Source organism: Curtobacterium sp. C2H10 (assembly GCF_025407985.1).
Taxonomy (GTDB): domain Bacteria; phylum Actinomycetota; class Actinomycetes; order Actinomycetales; family Microbacteriaceae; genus Curtobacterium.
On the sequence record NZ_JABXGF010000017.1, the window covers coordinates 16,614 to 35,530 of the forward strand.

15 protein-coding genes are annotated in these 18,917 nt (G+C 71.2%); 3 read left to right on the forward strand and 12 right to left on the reverse strand.

Annotated features, from left to right (window positions below; genetic code table 11):
* Positions 1-6: 6 nt before the first annotated feature.
* Positions 7-1,263 carry a multidrug effflux MFS transporter gene (locus tag HWD93_RS08600; protein WP_261646588.1) on the reverse strand — a complete coding sequence of 419 codons (1,257 nt, stop codon included), beginning with the start codon at positions 1,261-1,263 and terminating at the stop codon, positions 7-9.
* Between the two features lie 271 nt (positions 1,264-1,534).
* Here HWD93_RS08600 and HWD93_RS08605 point away from each other — a divergent pair, with 271 nt between their 5' ends.
* Complete coding sequence (locus HWD93_RS08605; RefSeq protein WP_070418395.1) at positions 1,535-2,116, forward strand: TetR/AcrR family transcriptional regulator; 582 nt, start codon at positions 1,535-1,537, stop codon at positions 2,114-2,116.
* 19 nt (positions 2,117-2,135) lie between these two features.
* Here HWD93_RS08605 and HWD93_RS08610 read toward each other — a convergent pair whose 3' ends face one another.
* From HWD93_RS08610 to HWD93_RS08640, 7 genes are all read right to left on the reverse strand, one after another.
* Complete coding sequence (locus tag HWD93_RS08610) at positions 2,136-2,681, reverse strand: substrate-binding domain-containing protein (protein WP_175475816.1); 546 nt, start codon at positions 2,679-2,681, stop codon at positions 2,136-2,138.
* A gap of 10 nt (positions 2,682-2,691) precedes the next feature.
* Positions 2,692-4,080: an MFS transporter gene (locus HWD93_RS08615; RefSeq protein WP_083403413.1), complete on the reverse strand. Its 1,389-nt coding sequence runs from the start codon at positions 4,078-4,080 to the stop codon at positions 2,692-2,694.
* A 73-nt stretch (positions 4,081-4,153) separates the two neighbouring features.
* A complete protein-coding gene (locus HWD93_RS08620; protein WP_071295942.1) occupies positions 4,154-5,299 on the reverse strand; it encodes a cystathionine gamma-synthase in 1,146 nt (381 codons plus the stop codon).
* 47 nt (positions 5,300-5,346) lie between these two features.
* On the reverse strand, positions 5,347-6,711 hold the full coding sequence (locus HWD93_RS08625) for a cystathionine beta-synthase (protein WP_070418392.1): 1,365 nt from the start codon (positions 6,709-6,711) through the stop codon (positions 5,347-5,349).
* 10 nt (positions 6,712-6,721) lie between these two features.
* Positions 6,722-8,155 (reverse strand): mechanosensitive ion channel domain-containing protein, encoded by a 1,434-nt coding sequence (locus tag HWD93_RS08630; protein ID WP_261646589.1) that lies wholly within the window; start codon positions 8,153-8,155, stop codon positions 6,722-6,724.
* Entirely contained in the window at positions 8,152-10,377 is a 2,226-nt protein-coding gene (locus HWD93_RS08635; protein ID WP_261646590.1) for an adenylate/guanylate cyclase domain-containing protein, read from the reverse strand. The genes HWD93_RS08630 and HWD93_RS08635 overlap by 4 nt, the downstream gene beginning before the upstream one ends.
* 226 nt (positions 10,378-10,603) lie before the next feature.
* Positions 10,604-12,484 (reverse strand): ABC transporter ATP-binding protein, encoded by a 1,881-nt coding sequence (locus HWD93_RS08640; RefSeq protein WP_261646598.1) that lies wholly within the window; start codon positions 12,482-12,484, stop codon positions 10,604-10,606.
* A 92-nt stretch (positions 12,485-12,576) separates the two neighbouring features.
* Here HWD93_RS08640 and HWD93_RS08645 point away from each other — a divergent pair, with 92 nt between their 5' ends.
* Together HWD93_RS08645 and HWD93_RS08650 are read left to right on the forward strand one after the other, a co-directional pair.
* Positions 12,577-14,046, forward strand: coding sequence for an amino acid permease (locus tag HWD93_RS08645; protein ID WP_374115153.1), 1,470 nt, complete (start codon positions 12,577-12,579; stop codon positions 14,044-14,046).
* A 197-nt stretch (positions 14,047-14,243) separates the two neighbouring features.
* Complete coding sequence (locus tag HWD93_RS08650; RefSeq protein WP_261646591.1) at positions 14,244-15,170, forward strand: hypothetical protein; 927 nt, start codon at positions 14,244-14,246, stop codon at positions 15,168-15,170.
* A gap of 151 nt (positions 15,171-15,321) precedes the next feature.
* On the opposite strand, the gene rplL is transcribed toward HWD93_RS08650, so the two are convergent.
* The 4 genes from rplL to HWD93_RS08670 all read right to left on the reverse strand — a co-directional run bounded on the left by rplL (position 15,322) and on the right by HWD93_RS08670 (position 18,909).
* Complete coding sequence (gene rplL, locus HWD93_RS08655) at positions 15,322-15,705, reverse strand: 50S ribosomal protein L7/L12 (protein ID WP_022907351.1); 384 nt, start codon at positions 15,703-15,705, stop codon at positions 15,322-15,324.
* A 51-nt stretch (positions 15,706-15,756) separates the two neighbouring features.
* Entirely contained in the window at positions 15,757-16,272 is a 516-nt protein-coding gene (gene rplJ / locus HWD93_RS08660; RefSeq protein WP_070418388.1) for a 50S ribosomal protein L10, read from the reverse strand.
* Between the two features lie 269 nt (positions 16,273-16,541).
* Positions 16,542-18,158, reverse strand: a complete 1,617-nt coding sequence (locus tag HWD93_RS08665) for a HAMP domain-containing sensor histidine kinase (RefSeq protein ID WP_261646592.1) — start codon at positions 18,156-18,158, stop codon at positions 16,542-16,544.
* 10 nt (positions 18,159-18,168) lie between these two features.
* Positions 18,169-18,909 carry a response regulator transcription factor gene (locus tag HWD93_RS08670; protein WP_031274250.1) on the reverse strand — a complete coding sequence of 247 codons (741 nt, stop codon included), beginning with the start codon at positions 18,907-18,909 and terminating at the stop codon, positions 18,169-18,171.
* Positions 18,910-18,917 lie beyond the last annotated feature (8 nt).

The window sequence follows — 18,917 nt, forward strand, 5'->3', positions numbered from 1 at the left end:
CGACGGTCAGTGTGTGAGCGCCGGGACCGTCCTCGGTCGGACGACCGCCCAGAGCAGCACGATCGCGACGGCCGACGTGCACGCCATCACCACTGCCATCGGGGTCGCCGTGGTGATGCCGATCCACCCGACCACGGGCGAGATGATCCCCGCCACGCCGAAGTTCAGCGCGCCGAGGAGCGAGGCGGCGGTGCCGGCCTCCTTGCCGTGGGCGGCGAGTCCGATCACCTGGACGAGCGGGAACGAGAAGCCGCACGCGGCGATGAAGAACCAGAGCGGCACGAGCACCCCGACGAGCCCGGCGCCGAGCTGGTCGAGCACCATGATCGCGACGGCGGCGAGGAACAGGGTCGCGGTCGAGCACGCGAGGATCCACTGCGGACCAACGCGCTGCGCCAACCGCGCGGAGACCTGCACGCCGACGACGACGCCGACCGAGTTCACCGCGAACAGCAGACCGTACTGCTGCGCGTCGAGCCCGTACAGGCCCTGGAACAGGAACGGTGACGCGCTGAGGTACGAGAAGAGCCCGCTGAAGACCATCGCCCCGATGAGCGCGACCCCCACGAAGACACGGTCGGAGAAGAGCGCCCGGTACCGCTGCCCGATGGTGGAGTGTCCGGCCTCGTGCCGAGGTGCCGGCGGGAGCGTCTCGACGATGAGCAGGACCGCGGCGAGCACGACAGCGGCGCCGTAGCAGGCGAGGAAGACGAAGATCCCGTGCCAGCTCACGAACCGGAGCATCTGCGAGCCGATGAGCGGGGCGAGGATGGGCGCCAGGCCGTTCACCATCGCGAGGCGGGACAGCATCCGCACGAGCGGCTTGCCGCCGAACAGGTCGCGCACGGTCGCCATCGCCACGACGCCACCGGCCGCTGCACCCATGCCCTGCAGGACGCGGAAGAGCGCCAGCACCTCGACGTTCGGCGCCAGTGCGGCTCCGAGCGATGCTGCGACGTGCAGGCTCGTCGCGATGATGAGCGGCAGCCGGCGACCGACCTTGTCGCTCCACGGGCCGACCAGCAGCTGTCCGGCCGCGAAGCCGAGCGTCGTCGCGGTGAGGGTGAGCTGCACCGCCCCGTCGGTGATGCCGAACTCGTCCTTGAGCGACGGGAACGCCGGGAGGTAGAGGTCGATCGTGAACGGTCCGAGCGCGGTGAGGGCGCCCAGGACGAAGACGTAGACGAGTCGCTGCCGGCGGGAGAGCGCGTCTCCCGGGTGCAGGACGACACGGAGCGAACCGGTGGTGGCGGGCGCGGTCACGAGCAGGAGTCCTTCGACGGTGAGGGGTGGGGAGGTGATCGCGGCGTCGATCGAATCGATTCGTCCGCGGAACCATCCTACGGGTCCCCCGAGCGCCATCGCAGCAGTCCGGGGCGTTCTCCCGCGTGTTGCCACGGACCCCGCCCCGCTCGGACGCGGCACATGCGGTACCGTCGGACTGCTCGCCGCCGGTCGACCGCCGGCGGACGTCGTCCCGCCCGTTCCGCCGGAACACCGGCGGGGCGGAACCGGATCAGAAGGGGGTGGCGTCATGGTGGATGCCCGCATCCTGCACACGACCGCTGCCCTGCGCGAGGCCATCCTGCGACTGGCCGCCGACCGGCCGGTGTCCGAGATCACGGTCGCCGACGTCACTCGGGCGGCCGGCATCAACCGCGCCACGTTCTACTCGCACGCGGTCTCCCCCGGGTCGTTGCTCGCCGACGTCCTCACACCGGAGCTCGACCGCATCCGCGAGGACGACGCCGAGGTCCGACGCGCGGCGTTCGCCCGGGGTGCCGGCGTCGACGAGTTCGCGACGATCACCCGACGCGGCATCAACGCCGTCGTCGAGCACGTCGTCGCGCACCGCGAGATCTACGGCAAGGCGCTGCCGGACCCGAACGACGCGTCGCTGCACCGACTCCTCGTGGAGCACTTCACGGTGTCGAGCGAGCAGCACATCCGGACGCTCGAGCGCGAGCACCGGCCGGAACTCCTCGACGACGTCGCCGCGGGCTTCGTGGCGCAGGGCTTCGTCGGCGCGATCGAGGCCTGGCTCGCCGGACCGCGACGGTCGCGGAAGGCACTGGTCGACACGATCGTGCTGTCGTTCCCGTCGTGGTGGCGCTGACCGCCCTGCCCGACGGACGTCAGTCGGTCGTGGGCTTCTCGCCGCGCTGGAGCGACTCGACCACGTCGACGGCCCCGCTGACGAGGTCGGCCTGGTCGTCGCCGGCCGGCACCCGGTAGTCCGCGGAGACGCCGTCGCCACCCGTGCCGCTCGTCGGCAGCGGGTCCCCCAGCGACACCACGACGACACCGGCGTCGTGCGCCGTCTGGATGACCCCGGTCAGCGCCGAGGCGTCGACCGCCCGCACGAGCAAGGCCTTCGCGCCCGTGCGCACGAGCTGGTCCACCGCGGTGCGCTGCGCCGCGGCGGACCCGTCGGCCGGTGCGACGCGGACGTCCGCGGCGAAGCCGGCGTCGGTCAGTCCGGCCCGCAGGTCGGTACCGAGCGTGTCCTGCCCGGGTTCGAGGACCACGCCGATGACCGCGTGCCGGTCGAACCCGCCGTCGGAGCTGGTCAGGTCCGTGCTCTGCACCGGCGTGGGCGCCGCCGACGTCGTGCCCTGGCAGCCGGCCAGGGCGAGGGCCGCACCGATGACGACGGTGGCGGTGACGACGCGGAGGAGCACGACCGCCACGCTACCCGCCCACCGCGACGACGGACGGTGCCGGGACGGGGCCGAGGCGACGGACCGCGGCGACGGCGAGCACCGCGATCAGGGTCATGCCGCCGAACACGAGCGGGAACGACACCGCGGCGTCGGCACCGCCCGTCCCGATGAACAGCAGCCCGGTGACGGCGAGCCCGATCACGCTGCCCGAGGCGTCGGCGATGGTCAGGGCCGAGCTCGCGAACCCGTCGTCGCCCTCGCCGGAGAAGCGCAGCGTCAGCATCGAGGTCCGCGGGTAGATCGCCCCCATGCCCGCGCCGCCGACGAACCACCCGACGACGAGCAGCCACCACGGCAGGCCGAACGTGGCGACCGTCAGCGCCGTGAGCAGGCTGACGAGCACGAGCGCGAGACCGATCGCGAAGGTCCGGGTCGCGGTGAGCCGTTCCTCGCCCAGCCGTCCGTGCAGCCAGCTCGACCCGGCCCAGCTGAGCGCCGCGACCGTCAGTGCGAGCCCCGCCGCCGAGGCGGACAGGCCGTCCTTCGCCTGCAGCAGGAACGGCACGTACGCCTCGCTGCCGAAGAACGAGGCGGCGACGAGCCCCCGCAGCAGGATCACCGACGGCAGCCCCGGGGCGGCGCGGAAGGTGCCGGCGGGCAGCAGCGGGCGGAGTGCGAACCACGTCCCGAGGAGGCCGATGAGCACGGCGGCGACCCGCGCCCACGCGCCGAGGTCCGGGGCGACGTTGAGCAGCAGGATCGCCACCGCGGCGGCGACCGACCAGCCGATCCGGGACCGCTGCCACGCCGGACGGACCTCGGGTGCGGGTGGGTGCAGCCGGCCGAGGGTCGGGACGAGCAGGGCGAACGCGCCGACCGCGATGACGAGTGCACCGGCGAACACCCAGTGCCAGTTCCAGACGTCGGTGACGATGCCCGCGAGCGCCGGACCGACGAGCGCCGGCACCACCCACGCGGCGGCGAACCCGGCGAACACCGGGCCGTGCAGGTCGGCGGGGAAGATCCGGGCGACGAGGACGTAGAGCACGACGTCGATCGCGCCGGCACCGAAGCCCTCGACGAGCCGGCCGACGAGGAAGACCTCCATCGTCGGGGCCAGCATGACGACGGCGGTGCCGACGGCGAAGAGGCCGGCCGACACCCACGCCACGATGCGTCCACCCGCGCGGTCGGTCCAGTTGCCCGCGAGGACCATGCCCGGCACGCCGGCCGCCAGGGGTGCGGCGAAGGCCAGCGCGTAGAGGGTCTCGCCGTCGAGGTCGCGGCTGATCTCCGGCATGACGGTCGTCATCGCCAGGTTCTGGAACGCCGCGACCGCGACGATCGCGACCATGCCGACGGTGGCGAGGGCGTACGGTCCGCTGAACAGACTGGTCCTCGTCGCCGCGGTGCTCACCCGATCATCGTAGGGCCGCCCACCGACGCCGGGCGGGCCGCCGAGGTCGGGCCCGCCACCGCCGTCGAGTGGGTCAGCGCGCGAGCGCCTGCTGCAGGTCCGCCACGAGGTCGCCGGCGTCCTCGATGCCGACGGACAGGCGCACGACGTTCTCCGGCACCGCCAGCTCCGTGCCCTTCACCGACGCGTGCGTCATCTCGGACGGGTACCCGATGAGCGACTCGACCCCGCCGAGCGACTCGGCGAGCGCGAACACCTCGGTCGACTCCGCGAAGCGACGCGCCGCCTCGGGCCCGCCGCTCAGCGCGACCGAGAGCATGCCCCCGAAGCCGCGCATCTGGCGTGCCGCGACGTCGTGGCCGGGGTGCTCGGCGAGCCCCGGGTAGTACACGCGCTCGACACCCGGAGCACCGACGAGTGCCTCGGCCACCGCCTGGGCGTTCCGCGAGTGCCGCTCCATCCGGACCGCGAGGGTCTTGATGCCGCGCGTGGTGAGGAACGCGTCGAACGGCGACGAGATCGCCCCCGCGCCGAACTGCAGGAACTGCACCTTCGCGGCGAGCTCCTCGTCGGCGAGCACCACGGCGCCGCCGACGACGTCGGAGTGGCCGCCGAGGTACTTCGTCGTCGAGTACACGACGACGTCGGCGCCGAGCGACAGCGGCTGCTGCAGGTACGGCGACGCGAAGGTGTTGTCGACGACGACCACGGCACCGGCCGCGTGGCCGATCTCGGCGAGCGCGGCGATGTCGGCGATCTTCATGAGCGGGTTCGTCGGGGTCTCGACCCAGAGGACGGTCTGCGTCGGAGCACCCTCGAGCGCGGCCCGGACGCGGTCGGTGTCGCTCATGTCGACGACCACGAGCTCGACGCCCCACGGCACGTGCAACCGGCTGACCAGGCGGTGGGTCCCGCCGTACACGTCGTTGCCCATCACCACGCGGGCACCGGGGACGAGCGTGGCGCGCAGCAGGGCGTCCTCGGCGGCGAGCCCGGACGCGAACGAGTACGCCGCGACGCCGCCGTCGAGGTCCGCCAGGAGGGTCTGCAGCGAGTCGCGCGTCGGGTTGCCGGCGCGCGAGTACTCGTAGCCGTTCCGCATGCCGCCGACACCGTCCTGCACGTACGTCGACGTGAGGTGGATCGGGGGGATGACGGCGCCGGTGGGGCCGTCGGGCTCCTGGCCGGCGTGGACGGCGCGGGTGCTGAACTCGGTCATGCGGGCTTCGTTCCTCGTTGGGTCGGGGGCGTCACGCGGGACGCGGGTCACTCGGACAGGTAGGCGAGCAGGTCGTGGCGGGTCAGCACGGTGACGGGCTTGCCGTCCTCGACGACGAGCAGGGCGTCCGCCGACTCGAGCGCACGTCGCGCCGACGAGACCGACTCGCCGACACCGATGAGCGGGAGCGGGTCGCCCACGAATCCGGACAGCGCGTCCGTCATCTTCGCGGCGCCGGTGAAGACCTGCTCGAGCAGGTCCTTCTCCGCCACCGCGCCGACGACCTCGCCGATGACGACGGGCGGTTCGGCGCTGAGCACGGGCATCTGCGAGACGCCGTACTTCGTCATGATGTCGACGACCTCGCGCACGGTGTCCGCCGGGTGGGCGTGGACGAGGTCGGGCAGCCGGCCGTCCTTGCCCGCGATGAGCGACCCCACGGTGCGCTCGTCGTCGGTCTCGGCGAAGCCGTAGGAGCGCATCCACCGGTCGTTGAAGATCTTGCCGAGGTAGCCGCGGCCGCCGTCCGGCAGGAGCACCACGACCACGTCGTCCTCGGTGAGGTCGCGGGCGGCGCGGAGCGCGGCGACGACCGCCATGCCGCTCGAGCCACCGACGAGCAGTCCCTCTTCACGGGCGAGCCGACGGGTCATCGCGAACGAGTCGGCGTCCGACACGGCGATGATCTCGTCGGGGACCCCGGGGTCGTACGCGGTCGGCCAGAAGTCCTCGCCGACGCCCTCGACCAGGTACGGGCGACCGGTGCCGCCCGAGTAGACGGAGCCCTCGGGGTCGGCGCCGACGATGCGGACACGGCCGTCCGAGGCCTCCTTCAGGAAGCGTCCGGTGCCGGAGATGGTGCCGCCGGTGCCGACACCCGCGACGAAGTGCGTGATGCGCTGCTCGGTGTCGCGCCAGATCTCCGGACCGGTGGTCTCGTAGTGGCTGCGCGGGCCGTTCGGGTTGGCGTACTGGTTCGGCTTGTAGGCGCCGGGGATCTCGCGCACCAGCCGGTCGGACACCGAGTAGTACGACTCCGGGTGCTCGGGCGGGACGGCCGTCGGCGTGACGACGATCTCGGCGCCGTACGCGGTGAGCACGTTCCGCTTGTCCTCGCCGACCTTGTCGGGCAGGACGAACACGCAGCGGTAGCCGCGCTGCTGGGCGACGAGCGCGAGGCCGACACCGGTGTTGCCGGAGGTCGGCTCGACGATGGTGCCGCCGGGGCCCAGGTCGCCGGAGGCCTCGGCCGCGTCGATGATCCTGGTGGCGATCCGGTCCTTCGACGACCCACCGGGGTTGAGGTACTCGACCTTCACGAGGACGGTCGCGCGCACCCCCTCGGTCACCCGGTTGAGCTTGACGAGCGGGGTGTCGCCGACGAGGTCGACCACGGAGTTCGCGTAACGCACGCGGTCGAGTCTAGGCGGCGGACACCGTCTTCCGCTGGGATGCGACGTGGGCGGACACCGCCGCGGAGACCTCCTGCCGGCGGCGGTCGATGACCTCCCCCATGTCCCGGGCGAGCGCCGGCGTGCCGCGCACGATCTGGTCGAGCGCGGTGGCGGGCACGACCAGCACCGCGACCTCGGTGAGCGCGACGGCGGTGGTGAGCAGCGCCTCCCGGGTCAACGCCGTCTGCCCGAGGTAGTCGCCGGTCTCGACGCGCGTCGCCGGCAACTCGGCGTCCTCGAACGGGACGCGCAGGTCGACGCTGCCGGACAGGACGAACCGGACGGCGTCGGGCACCGTGCCGGCCGTGACGATCGTCTCGCCCGCGGCGTACCGCTCGAGTCGGACGAGCGGTGCCAGCGCGGCCCCGTCGTCGCCCGTCAGGTACAGCGTGGGCGCGATCGACGCCAGGGCGGCGTCCCGACGCTCGTCGGTGACGAAGTCGTCGGTCGTGTCGCCGTCGAGGCCGAGCCCTGCGCGCCGGGCGGCGTACCAGAGCCACATCCGGAACTGGGCGAGCGCGTCGCCCTCCTGCGACGGTCCGCGCACCTCGAAGGACACGGTGTACGACGATCCGCCGGTCGGCACCGCCACCGGCTGCGTGCCGGGGTACCGCTGGGGCAGGCCGGACGCGACCCGCTGCAGCAGGGCGACCACCGCTGCCGGAGGGTCGTCCGTCGTGAACGTGACGTCCGTGGCGACCGGGAACGTGCCTCCTGTCCGGCTGAGGTTCGTGAACGACGCCCCCGCCAACGAGGAGTTCGGCATGATGAGGATCCCGGCGCCCGTGTCGATGTGCACCGACCGCCAGTTCACCTCGACCACCCGGCCGCGCACGCCACCGGCGTCGAGCCAGTCCCCCAGCCGGAACGGCTGCTCGAACAGCAGGAACAGCCCGGCGATCACCGGGCCGACGGCGGACTGCAGCGCGAGGCCGATGACGAGCGAGCCGACACCGAGCACGGTGAAGATCCCGCCGACGTCCGCGCCCCAGACGATCTTGAACACCAGCGCCAGCCCGAGCGCGATGAGCACGATGCGGGCGATGTCCACGAAGATCGACGGGATCTTCTCGCGCCAGGTGCCCTTCCGGGCGTTCGTGAACAGGACGATGTTCAGCCCGTTCAGCACGAACACGATCACGAGGAACCCGAGCACGGTGCCGATGATCTGGTTCACCACGGGCTTGCCCGGGTCGACCGCGTCGGTGACCTGGACGGACAGGACGAGGATCGCGATGATCGGCACCACGGCGTTCCGCAGCAGTCCGACCACCTTGTGCAGCGAGTTGCCGCGCCGCTCGAGGTTCGACTGCAGCTCGGTCAGGACGAGCAGCAGCAGCGGCAGGCCGACGATGACGCTGATCGCCGGCCAGAACCACGGCTGCTCCCAGAACGCGGTCACGACGCCGCTCCGGTGCGCTCGAGCTTCCAGACCCGCTGCGGTCCGGCCTGCGTCTGCACCTCGCCGGCGTCCTGCACGCCCCCGCGGTCGCCGAGCTTGTCGACCACGCGCTGCGTCGCGTACACGCCCGGCGCCGGGGCGATCCCCTGCACCCGGTACGCCAGGCTGACGGCGTCGCCCCACATGTCGTAGACGATGCTCGAGCGCCCGACGAGCCCGCTCGTGACCTGGCCGGTGTCGATGCCGGCGCGCAAGCCGATCTTCGATCCGTGCTGCGCGTTGAAGCGCTCGAGCACGCCCTGCGCCTCCTCCGCCCAGTCGACGACGCGGCGGACGTTGTCCACGCGCGGCACGCTCAGGCCGCAGCTGGCGAGGTACCCGCTCCGGGTCGTGCGCACCCGCTCGACGCCGTGGCGGGTGGCCGCCTCGTCGAGGGAGCGCCAGACGTCGTTGACGAGGGACAGGGACTCCTCGGCCGTGAGGCCGGCGGCGAACTCGTCGAACCCGATGATGTCCGCGTAGACGACGGCGACGTCCTGGTGGTCGGCCGCGATTGTCTCGTCGCCCTGCTTGTAGCGACGGGCGACCTCCTCCGGCATGAGCGTCAGCAGCAGGGTGTCGTTCTGCCGCCGCTGCTCGTCGAGCAGGTCCTGCTTCACCTGCAGGCTGCGGCTCATGTCGTTGAACGCGAGTCCGAGGTCGCCGATCTCGTCGCCGGCCTTCGTCTGCACCTCGACGCCGAGGTCGCCGGACGACACCCGGTTCACCGCCGTCTGCAACCGGCGGATCGGCCGGACGAACACCTGGGCCAGCAGCAGGGACAGCAGGCTGACGAGGACGATGATCCCGACGAGCGCGAGGCCGATGTTCCGGGCGAAGTCGTTCACCGGGGCGAACGCCTCGGCCGTGTCCATCTGCGCGACGACGACCCAGCGGAGCCCGTCGACCTCGAGCGGCGCGTACGCCGCGAGCACCTCCTTCCCGCGGTAGTCGGTCGAGATCACGGTGCCGGACTTCCCCTGCAGCGCCCGTGTCACCGGCGTCGTGTTCACCTCCTGCAGGAGCACGGAGCCCTTCACCGCGACCTGGCGGGCCGCGGTCGACGGCGCCGTCCCGGCAGCGACGACGTCGCGCTGGTACTGCTTCGGGTGCTCGATGAGCTGGCGCGGGTACGACCGCATGAGGTGGTCGGCACCGACGAGGTACGACTCCCCGGTGTCCCCGAGGCCGTCGTCCTTCCACTGCTCGTTGCCCGTCATGACCTGCGTGATGAGGTCGACCGGCACCTGGACGGCCATCACCCCGATGATCTTGCCGTCCTCCCCCACCGGCGACATCACCCAGAGCGTCGGGACGTTGAGGCTCGGCACGTACCGCGCGAAGTCCGTCACCACGAAGTCGTCCGAGCTCGTCAGCTGCAGGGCCTGCTGGTACCCGGTCGCGAGGTTCGAGTCGCGGTAGGGCCCGCTCTCGAGGTCCGTGCCGAGGTCCGCGCCGGAGTACGCCGAGTACACGACGTCCCCGTCGGTGTCCATGAGCAGGAGGTCCTCGTACCCGGCGGACTCGACCGCCTGCTTGAAGTACGGCTGGTACTCGGCGTGCGCCGCCGACCACGCGCTGCCGTCACCGGCGTCGTCCTGGTCGATGGCCTTGTCGTAGTCGGTGAACGGCGCCGTGTACCGCGCCTGCAGGTAGGCCTGCGGGTCCTCGGTCGGCGCGAACTGGTCCGGGTTGGCGGTGCCGCCGTTGCGGTCGTCGAGCTGCGGGACGAAGGAGTCCCGGTACCAGTCCTCGACCTTCGTGTGGTCGTCGTCGGACACCGGCCGCGACTGCAGGTCGTCCCACCCGGACTCGAACGCCTTCGTCGCGCCGATGACGCTCTCGTTGCGGGTCTGCGCGACGACCGTCTGGGTGAACTGGCCGAACGAGCGCTGGAGTTCGGTGATCCTCGCCTCGCGCAGCGAGGTCACCTGGTTGAACGCCGCGGCCTCGAGCGAGCTCCGGCCGTTCAGGTAGCCGACGACACCCACGACCAGCGCCGCCACGATGCTCACCGCGAGGAGCATCACGAGGAGCTTGGACTGGATGTCGAGGGAGCCGCTCGTGAGGAACGCGCGGAACTTCCCCTTCTTGCGGGGCGCGTCCTCGACGACGCGTGGTGCATCGGGGGCGATCGGGCCCGTGGGCGGGATGGGGTCGGACGTCGGTGGGACTGCTGTCACTTCGGACTCCGCTCAGGGGCACGGTGCGCTTGAGTGTGGTTCCTTCACAGCTACCACACGAGCATCGTTCGTGTCCGTCGGGTCGACCGGAAAACGCCGTGGTCGCGACCCGACGACGGACGGGAGGCGCGGTGCGGGCCCGCACCGCGCCTCCCGTCCCGCCTGCGGTGCGCCTGGTGCGCGCTCGGCTGGTGCGCGCTCGCCTGGTGCGCGCTCGCTTCGTGCGTCAGCTGCCGACGGCGTCGGCGGGGGCGTTCTGCTGGTGGTGCAGCATCGCGTAGGTGCCGTCCCGCTCGAGGAGCTCCTCGTGCGTACCCTGCTCGACGATCCGCCCGTGGTCGAGCACGAAGATGACGTCGGCGTCGCGGATCGTCGAGAGCCGGTGCGCGATCGAGATCGTCGTCCGGCCCGCCGCGGCGTTGTCGAGGGCCGTCTGCACGACACGCTCGGAGATCGAGTCGAGGGCGCTCGTCGCCTCGTCGAGCACGAGCACCGGCGGGTCCTTGAGCAGCACCCGCGCGATCGCGATCCGCTGCTTCTCGCCGCCGGACAGCCGGTAGCCGCGCTCCCCGACGACCGTCTCGTAGCCGTCCGGGAACGAGGCGATCGTCTCGTGGATGTTCGCCGCGCGCGCGGCCTGCTCGATCTCGTCGTCGGTCGCGTCCGGCTTGGCGTAGCGCAGGTTGTCGCCGATGGTGGCGTGGAAGAGGTAGGTCTCCTGGCTGACGATGCCGACGTGGCGCATGAGGTCCTCGTGCGCCAGCTCGCGGACGTCCTGTCCGGCGAACCGGACCGAGCCCGCGGTCGCCTCGTACAGCCGGGGCACGAGGTACGACACGGTCGTCTTCCCCGCACCCGACGGCCCCACGAACGCGGCGAACTGACCGGGCTGGAGCTCGAAGGACACCCCGCGGAGGGTCGGCTTGTCCGCCTCGCCGTCCGGGTAGGTGAACGTCACGTCGTCGAAGGCGACGTGCCCCACCCGGGACTCGTCGACGGGCTTCGCCGTGGGCGGGTCCGTGATGGCGGGCTTGAGGTCGAGGTACTCGAAGATGCGGGCGAACAGCGCGCCGGAGGTCTGCAGGTCGAGGACGACCCGGAGCAGACCGACGGTCGGGAACAGCAGCCGGGACTGCACGGTGGTGAAGGCCACGATCGTGCCGGCCGTGATCGGGACGTCGCCGATGATGAGGTACGCGGCGACGACGTAGATGATCGCCGGGATGATGGACAGGAAGATCGACACGATCGCGAAGAACCACTGACCGGACATCTGCTGACGGACCTGCAGGCGGATCTGGTTGCGGTTCTCGTTGCCGTACCGCTGCGTCTCCGCGCGCTGCTGGTTGAAGCTCTTCGCGAGCAGGATGCCGGAGACGCTCAGGGCCTCCTGCGTGATCGCGGTCATGTCCGACAGCGACTCCTGCGTCTGCGCGGCGATCTTGGCCCGGACCTGGCCGACCCGTCGCTGCGCGATCACCAGGAGGGGCAGCAGGACGACGGCGACGAGGGTCATCTGCCAGCTGAGGAGCAGCATCGCGACGACGGCGGCGATCACCGTCACCGTGTTGCCGAGGATCGACGAGATCGTGTTGTTGAGCACGCTCGCCACGCCACCGACGTCGTTCTGCAGGCGGGACTGGATGACACCGGTCTTGGTGCGGGTGAAGAACGCGAGCTCCATGCGCTGGAGGTGTCCGAACAGCCGCATGCGCATCGCGCCCATGACCTTGTTGCCGACCGTCGCGGTGAGGTAGGTCTGCCAGACGCCGATCCCCGCGCTCGCGATCCAGAGCACCACCATGGCACCGACGAGCACGTACAGCACGGGCAGGTCCGGCCCGCCGCCGCCCTTCGGGAAGAGCCCCTCGTCGAACGCCCGCTGGGTGAGGAGCGGTGGGACGACGGAGATCGCGGCGCCGATCAGCACCAGCACGACGGTCAGGATGATCGCGTTCCGGTGCGGCACGAACAGCCCGGCGATGCGCTTGAGGAGGTTCGGGATCTTGGGCGCCTCGGCGTTGGCGGCCTTCTGCGCCTCGAAGTCGCCGCTGGAGATCCGGCCGCCACCGCGACCACCGCCGCCGCCGCGCATCCCGCCGTGCATGCTCACGACGCGTCACCCCGATCCATGCTGCAAACCTAGCCCCGGGGTGGGACATCGGGCCGCCGTGGCTCATTTGACCCCGTTCAGGGGGCATGCGACCATTTCCCGTCCCCTTCCCCGCACCACTCGAGGTCCCATTGACGTCCGCGCCCACCCGCCCCACGTCCCTCCGCGCACAGCTCGCCCGACGGAAGCCGATCGAGCAGCTGCAGGCCGAGGCCTCGGCGGGGGTGGACGGCGAGCCGCTCCGGCGGTCGCTCGGGGTCTGGCACCTCACGATGATCAGTGTCGGCGCCACGCTCGGCACCGGCATCCTCGTCGTCCTCGGGACCGCCGTGCCGCTCGCCGGTCCCGCGGTCTGGATCTCCTTCGTCGTCGCCGGTGTCGCCGCCCTCCTCTCGGCGCTGTCGTACGCCGAGATGGCGGGTGCCGTGCCGACGTCCGGGTCGAGCTACTCGTACACCTACGCCACCATGGGCGAGGGCATCGCCTGGGTGTGCGGCTGGTGCCTCGTGCTCGAGTACGCCGTCTCCGTGGCCGCCGTCGCGGTCGGCGCGAGCGAGTACGTCGACGAGACCCTGCGGGTGTTCGGGCTGCACCTGCCGACCGCACTGTCGGCGCCTCCGGGCGAGGGCGGCATGGTCAACCTGCCGGCCGCCGTCCTGGTGCTGCTCGCCACGGCGGTCCTGCTCCCGGGTGCGCGCGAGAGCGCCTGGGTGAACACGGTCATGGTCATCGTGAAGATCGCCCTGCTCGTGTTCTTCGTCATCGTGGCCTTCTCGGCGTTCCAGGCGCAGAACTTCGAGCCGCTCGCACCGATGGGTGCCGCCGGGGTCACCGCGGCCGCGTCCCGGCTGTTCTTCTCGTACATCGGGTTCGACGCCGCGTCGACCGCCGGAGAAGAGGCGAAGAACCCGCGCCGAGACCTCCCCCGCGCGATCATCGGGTCGATCGCGCTCATCACGGCGCTGTACATCCTCGTCGCGATCGCGGCCATCGGCGCCCGCTCGTGGACGTCGTTCTCGTCGACCGAGGCCTCGCTCGTGCGCATCGTCGTCGACGTCACCGGACAGCCGTGGGTCGCCCTGGTGTTCTCGATCGGCGCCGTCATCGCGATCGCGAGCGTCGTGCTCACCGTGCTCTACGGGCAGACCCGCATCCTGCTCACGATGGCCCGCGACGGACTCGTGCCGAAGGTGTTCGGCCGGGTCTCGCACCGCACCGGCACCCCCGTCTGGAACACCCTCATCATCGGGGTCGTCGTGACGATCGTCGCCGCACTGGTACCGCTCGGGGAGCTCGCGGACGCGACGAGCATCGGCACGCTCGTGGCGTTCGCCCTCGTGAACGTGTCGGTCATCGTGCTCCGTCGGACCCAGCCGTCGCTCGAGCGGTCGTACCGCGTGCCGCTGTTCCCCGTCGTGCCGATCATCGGCGCGCTCTGCTGCGTGCTGCTCGCGGTGTTCCTCGGCATCGGCACCTGGATCGCCTTCGGCATCTGGATGGTCGCCGGCGCCGCGCTCTACCTGGCCTACGGCCGCCGCCACAGCACGCTGCGCTGACGCGCCCGCCGCCCGCCCGCCCGCCCGGCTCTTCCGCCGGACTTCACGCGCTCACCGACACTTCACGCGCGCCGCAGCCCGTGAGGTGTCGCTCAGCGCGTGAACTCCTCCGTCCACAGGCGTCGCGGCAGTGGCCGCTCATCCACAGATTGCGGCCGGTCGAGTCCGGGCCGCCGGCGAACGGCCAGCCTGAGCGCATGAACTCGCCAGCACAGCGCCCCCTCCTGCTCCGAGCGACCGCGGCGGACCCGTCGCACGCCCGGCTGCTCCAGCGGCGACATGCGGCCGGGTCACTGGTGCGACTCCTCGCGGGTGTGTACATCTGCACTGCCGACTGGGATCGACTGGACCCGGTCGGCCGCCACCTCGCCAGAGCTCGGGCGGTGGCACCGCGACTGCGTCCGGGATCGGTCTTCTCCCACCTCAGCGCAGCCCTCATCCACGGCTGGCCGCTGATCGGCGATGCACCGGACCGTGTCCACGTCACCGATCGGGCGGCCCCGGTCATCCAGCACCGTGCCGGGCTCATCCGTCACCCGAGCAGCCGAACCCCCTGCACCCGAGCGCGCCCGTTCGACGGCGTCCCGGTCACGTGCACCTTGGACACCGCGTGCGCCGTCATCGCGACGGAGCCGGCGCACGTCGCCGCGGTCGCCGTCGACGCAGCCATCCGAGGCGGCACCCTGGCCTTCGCGGACCTCCGGCAGGCGGTGCCGGTGCGCCCGGCCCGGGGTTCAGTGCGCGCCGAGACGGTGCTCGCAGCGCTCCACGTGGGCCACGAGTCGGTCGGCGAGTCCTTCACCGCAATCCGCTTCGTCCAGCTCGGACTCCCACCCTGCGAACCACAGGTGGAGTTCCGCCACGCGGACGGCTCAGTGGATCGAGTCGACTTCTGGTTCCCGTCGCTCGGTGTGGTCGTCGAGTTCGACGGTCGGCAGAAGTACGTGGACCCGAGCATGCTCGACGGGCGCGACCCCGCCGACGTGCTCTGGGCGGAGAAGCGGCGGGAGGACCGGCTCCGATCGCTCCCGGCTGTCCGCTCGGTCATCCGCGTCACGTGGTGGCACCTCGTCGAACTCGATCGCCTCCGAGCGCTGTTCCGCGCACACGGCGTCTGGGTGTGACGGAGACGATCTCACGCGCTCAGCGACACCTCACGGGCGTCGGGCGGCATGAAGTGTCGCTCAGCGCGAAAAGTCCCGGCCGCAAGCCCCCCGCACGCGACGAAGGCCGCCGCCCCGAGGGGCAGCGGCCTTCGTGACCGAACGGTCGAGACTACGCGAGCTCGATCGTGGCGCCGGCGGCCTCGAGGGCCTCCTTCGCCTTGTCGGCCGTCTCCTTGTTGACACCCTCGAGGATCTTGGCGTCGGCGGTCTCGACGAGCGCCTTGGCCTCACCGAGGCCGAGCGACGTCAGGCCACGGACCTCCTTGATGACCTGGATCTTCTTGTCACCAGCGGACTTGAGGACGACGTCGAACTCCGACTTCTCCTCAGCGGCCTCGGCCGGGGCGCCGGCGGCGGCCGGAGCGGCAGCGGCGACCGGGGCGGCCGCGGTGACCTCGAAGACCTCTTCGAACTTCTTCACGAAGTCCGAGAGCTCGATGAGCGTGAGCTCCTTGAAGGCCTCGATGAGCTCGTCCTGCGAAAGCTTCGCCATGATTTTCTCCTACTACTAGCTAGATCGTGTGGTTGTGGAACGCGAGCCTGATCAGGCCGCGGACTCCTGCTTCTCGCGAAGGGCGTCCACGGTGCGGACGGCCTGCGAGAGGGGGGCCTGGAACAGGTACGCAGCACCGAACAGCGAGGCCTTGAAGGCGCCGGCGAGCTTGCCGAGCAGGACTTCACGGGACTCGAGGTCGGCGAGCTTGTCCACCTCGGTCGCGGAGAGCGGGTTACCGTCGAAGTAACCACCCTTCACCACGAGCTCGGGGTTCGCCTTGGCGAATGCACGCAGCGACTTCGCGACGGCGACGGTGTCACCGTGGACGAAGGCGAGAGCGGACGGACCGGCGAGCTCGTCGTCGAACGACGAGATGCCGGCGTTGTTCGCCGCGATCTTGGTCAGCGTGTTCTTCACCACGGCGTACGTGGCGTGCTCACGGATCGAGTTGCGGAGCTCCTTGAGCTGCGCGACCGTGAGACCGCGGTACTCGGTGAGCAGAACGGCGTTCGAGCTACGGAAGGACTCCGTGAGCTCGGCGACCGCAGCTTCCTTGTTCGCCATGGTTCTCCTTGGGGTTCTTGCCGGCAGCCCCAGGACTCCACCACATGAAAAAAGCTCCGGCGCAGAGGCTCGGAGCTGCTCCCCCGCGAACGGAAGGAGAGGTTCGGAACACCTGCGCGGGCTGCCTCATGAGTGAGGACCTTCGTTCGCGCTGCGAGCAGCACGACAACCGGCGGTCTTTGGCTTCGAGAACTGTAGCACGGCACGACGGTCGCGACCAACCGTCGGACGGGAGGCGCGGTGCCGGCCCGCACCGCGCCTCCCGTGCGTCAGTCGGTGGCGGACGGGACCGGGGTCGCCGACCAGTCGTCGGTCGCGTCCTCGGACGGGGAAGCGGAAGCGGACGCGGACGCGGACGACGCAGCAGGCGCAGCGGCCGCTGCCGACGCACCGCCAGCCGCAGCCACGGACGACGCCGCGGCCGACGCCGCGTCGGCCACCGGCCGCTCCGACGGCAGGTGCACCGTGAACACGGTGTCCCCCGGCTCGCTCGTCACGTCCACGGACCCGCCGTGCGCCTGCACGACCGCGTCCACGATGGCGAGCCCGAGCCCCGTCGACCCCGCGGTGCGCGAGCGGGAGCTGTCGGCGCGGGCGAACCGCTCGAACAGCTTCGGCAGGAACTCCGGGTCGATGCCCTGCCCGGTGTCCCGCACGGTCAGGTCCACGCCGGTCCCCGAGGCCGACGGCGCGAGCCCCACGGTGATGCGGGTGCCGTCCGGGGTGTGGGTCCGGGCGTTGGTGACGAGGTTGACGATCACCTGGTGCAGGCGCGCGGCGTCGCCCACCACCGTCACGGGGGTCGACGGGACGTCCACCTCGATCGGGTGGTCCGGCGATGCCGCGTGCGCGTCGTTCACCGCGTCGAGCACGAGCCCGGTGAGGTCCACGTCGTCGAACTGGATCTCGCGGCCCTCGTCGAGTCGGGCGAGCAGCAGCAGGTCCTCGACCATGCTCGTCATGCGCTTCGACTCGGACTCGATCCGGCTCATCGCGTACACGACGTCCTTCGGCAGGTCCGCACCCATCCGACGGGTGAGCTCGGCGTACCCGCGCACCGATGCCAGGGGCGTCCGGAGTTCGTGCGACGCGTCGGCGACGAACTGGCGGACCTTCTGCTCGGAGCGCTCGCGGGCCTGCATGGCGCCGGCGATGTGGCCGAGCATCCGGTTGAAGGCGCTGCCGACGCGGCCGACCTCGGTGCGGGGGTCGGTGTCGGGCACGCGGACGTCCTGCAGGGCGTCGCTGCGCTCGAGTGGCATGCGGGCGACGGTCGAGGCGGTCTCGGCGACCCGTTCGAGCGGCCGCAAGGACCGGCGGACGACGACCGCGGCGACGACGGACGCGGCGACGAGCGCTGCCGCGACGACGATGATCACGACGAGCAGCAGCGACCGGACGCTCTCGTACACGGGCGACATCGGGAGTCCGACCACGAGGACGGCGTTGCCGAGCACCGGGTTGTCGACCTGCACGGCGGCCACGCGGTAGCGGCCGAGCGATCCGCCGAGGTCCATCGTGGCCGGGTCGACGCCGACCTTGACGTTGCCCAGGCGGTCGAGCTGCGTCGTCGTGAGCTGCAGCCGCGAGCTGTTGTCGGTCAGGACGATCCCGCCCGCGCCGCCACCGGAGAAGTAGTACGCGGTGAGGGTGCCGGCCGCCTGGCCGAGGGGTTGCAGGGCGTCGTCGTTCGGGCGCTGCCCGTTCGGGTTCTGCTGTCCCTCGCCGAACTTCGTGCTCGCACGGTCGGTCGCCTTCGAGAGCTGGCTGTCGATCGTGCCCGTCTGGATGGACGCGAGCGCGATGATGCTCCCGGCACCGATGACCGCGCTGACGGCGACGACGAGCGCGACGATGCTCAGGACGAGCCGACGACGGAGGGTCACTGCACCGACCTCAGGACGTGGGCTTGATGACGTACCCGACGCCGCGCACGGTGTGGATCATCGGGGTCTCGCCCGCGTCGATCTTCTTGCGCAGGTAGGAGATGTAGATCTCGACGACGGAGGACTTGCCCCCGAAGTCGTAGGACCACACGCGGTCGAGGATCTGCGCCTTCGACAGCACGCGGCGCGGGTTGCGCATCAGGAAGCGGAGGAGCTCGAACTCGGTCGCGGTCAGCTCGATCGGCCGACCGGCGCGGGACACCTCGTACGACTCCTCGTCGAGCACCAGGTCGCCCACGACGATGCGCGAGTCGCCGGCCTCGGAGATCGAGATCTGGGAGCGACGGATGAGCCCGCGGAGCCTCGCCACGACCTCTTCGAGGGAGAAGGGCTTCGTGACGTAGTCGTCGCCGCCCGCGGTGAGACCGGTGACGCGGTCCTCCACGGAGTCCTTGGCGGTGAGGAACAGCACGGGGGTGTCGTCGTTGTTCTGCCGCAGCCGGCTGAGCACCTGCAGACCGTCGAGGTCCGGCATCATCACGTCGAGCACCATCGCGTCCGGCTTCCACTCGCGCGCCGTGCTCAGTGCGTCCTGGCCGCCGTTCGCGCTCTTGACGTCCCAGCCCTCGTAGCGGAGCGCCATGGACAGGAGGTCGGTGAGGCTGGCCTCGTCGTCGACGACGAGGATGCGCAACGGTGTTCCGTCGGCACGCGTGAGGCGCGGGGCTGCTGCAGGCTGGGAGATGGTCACGACTTCGA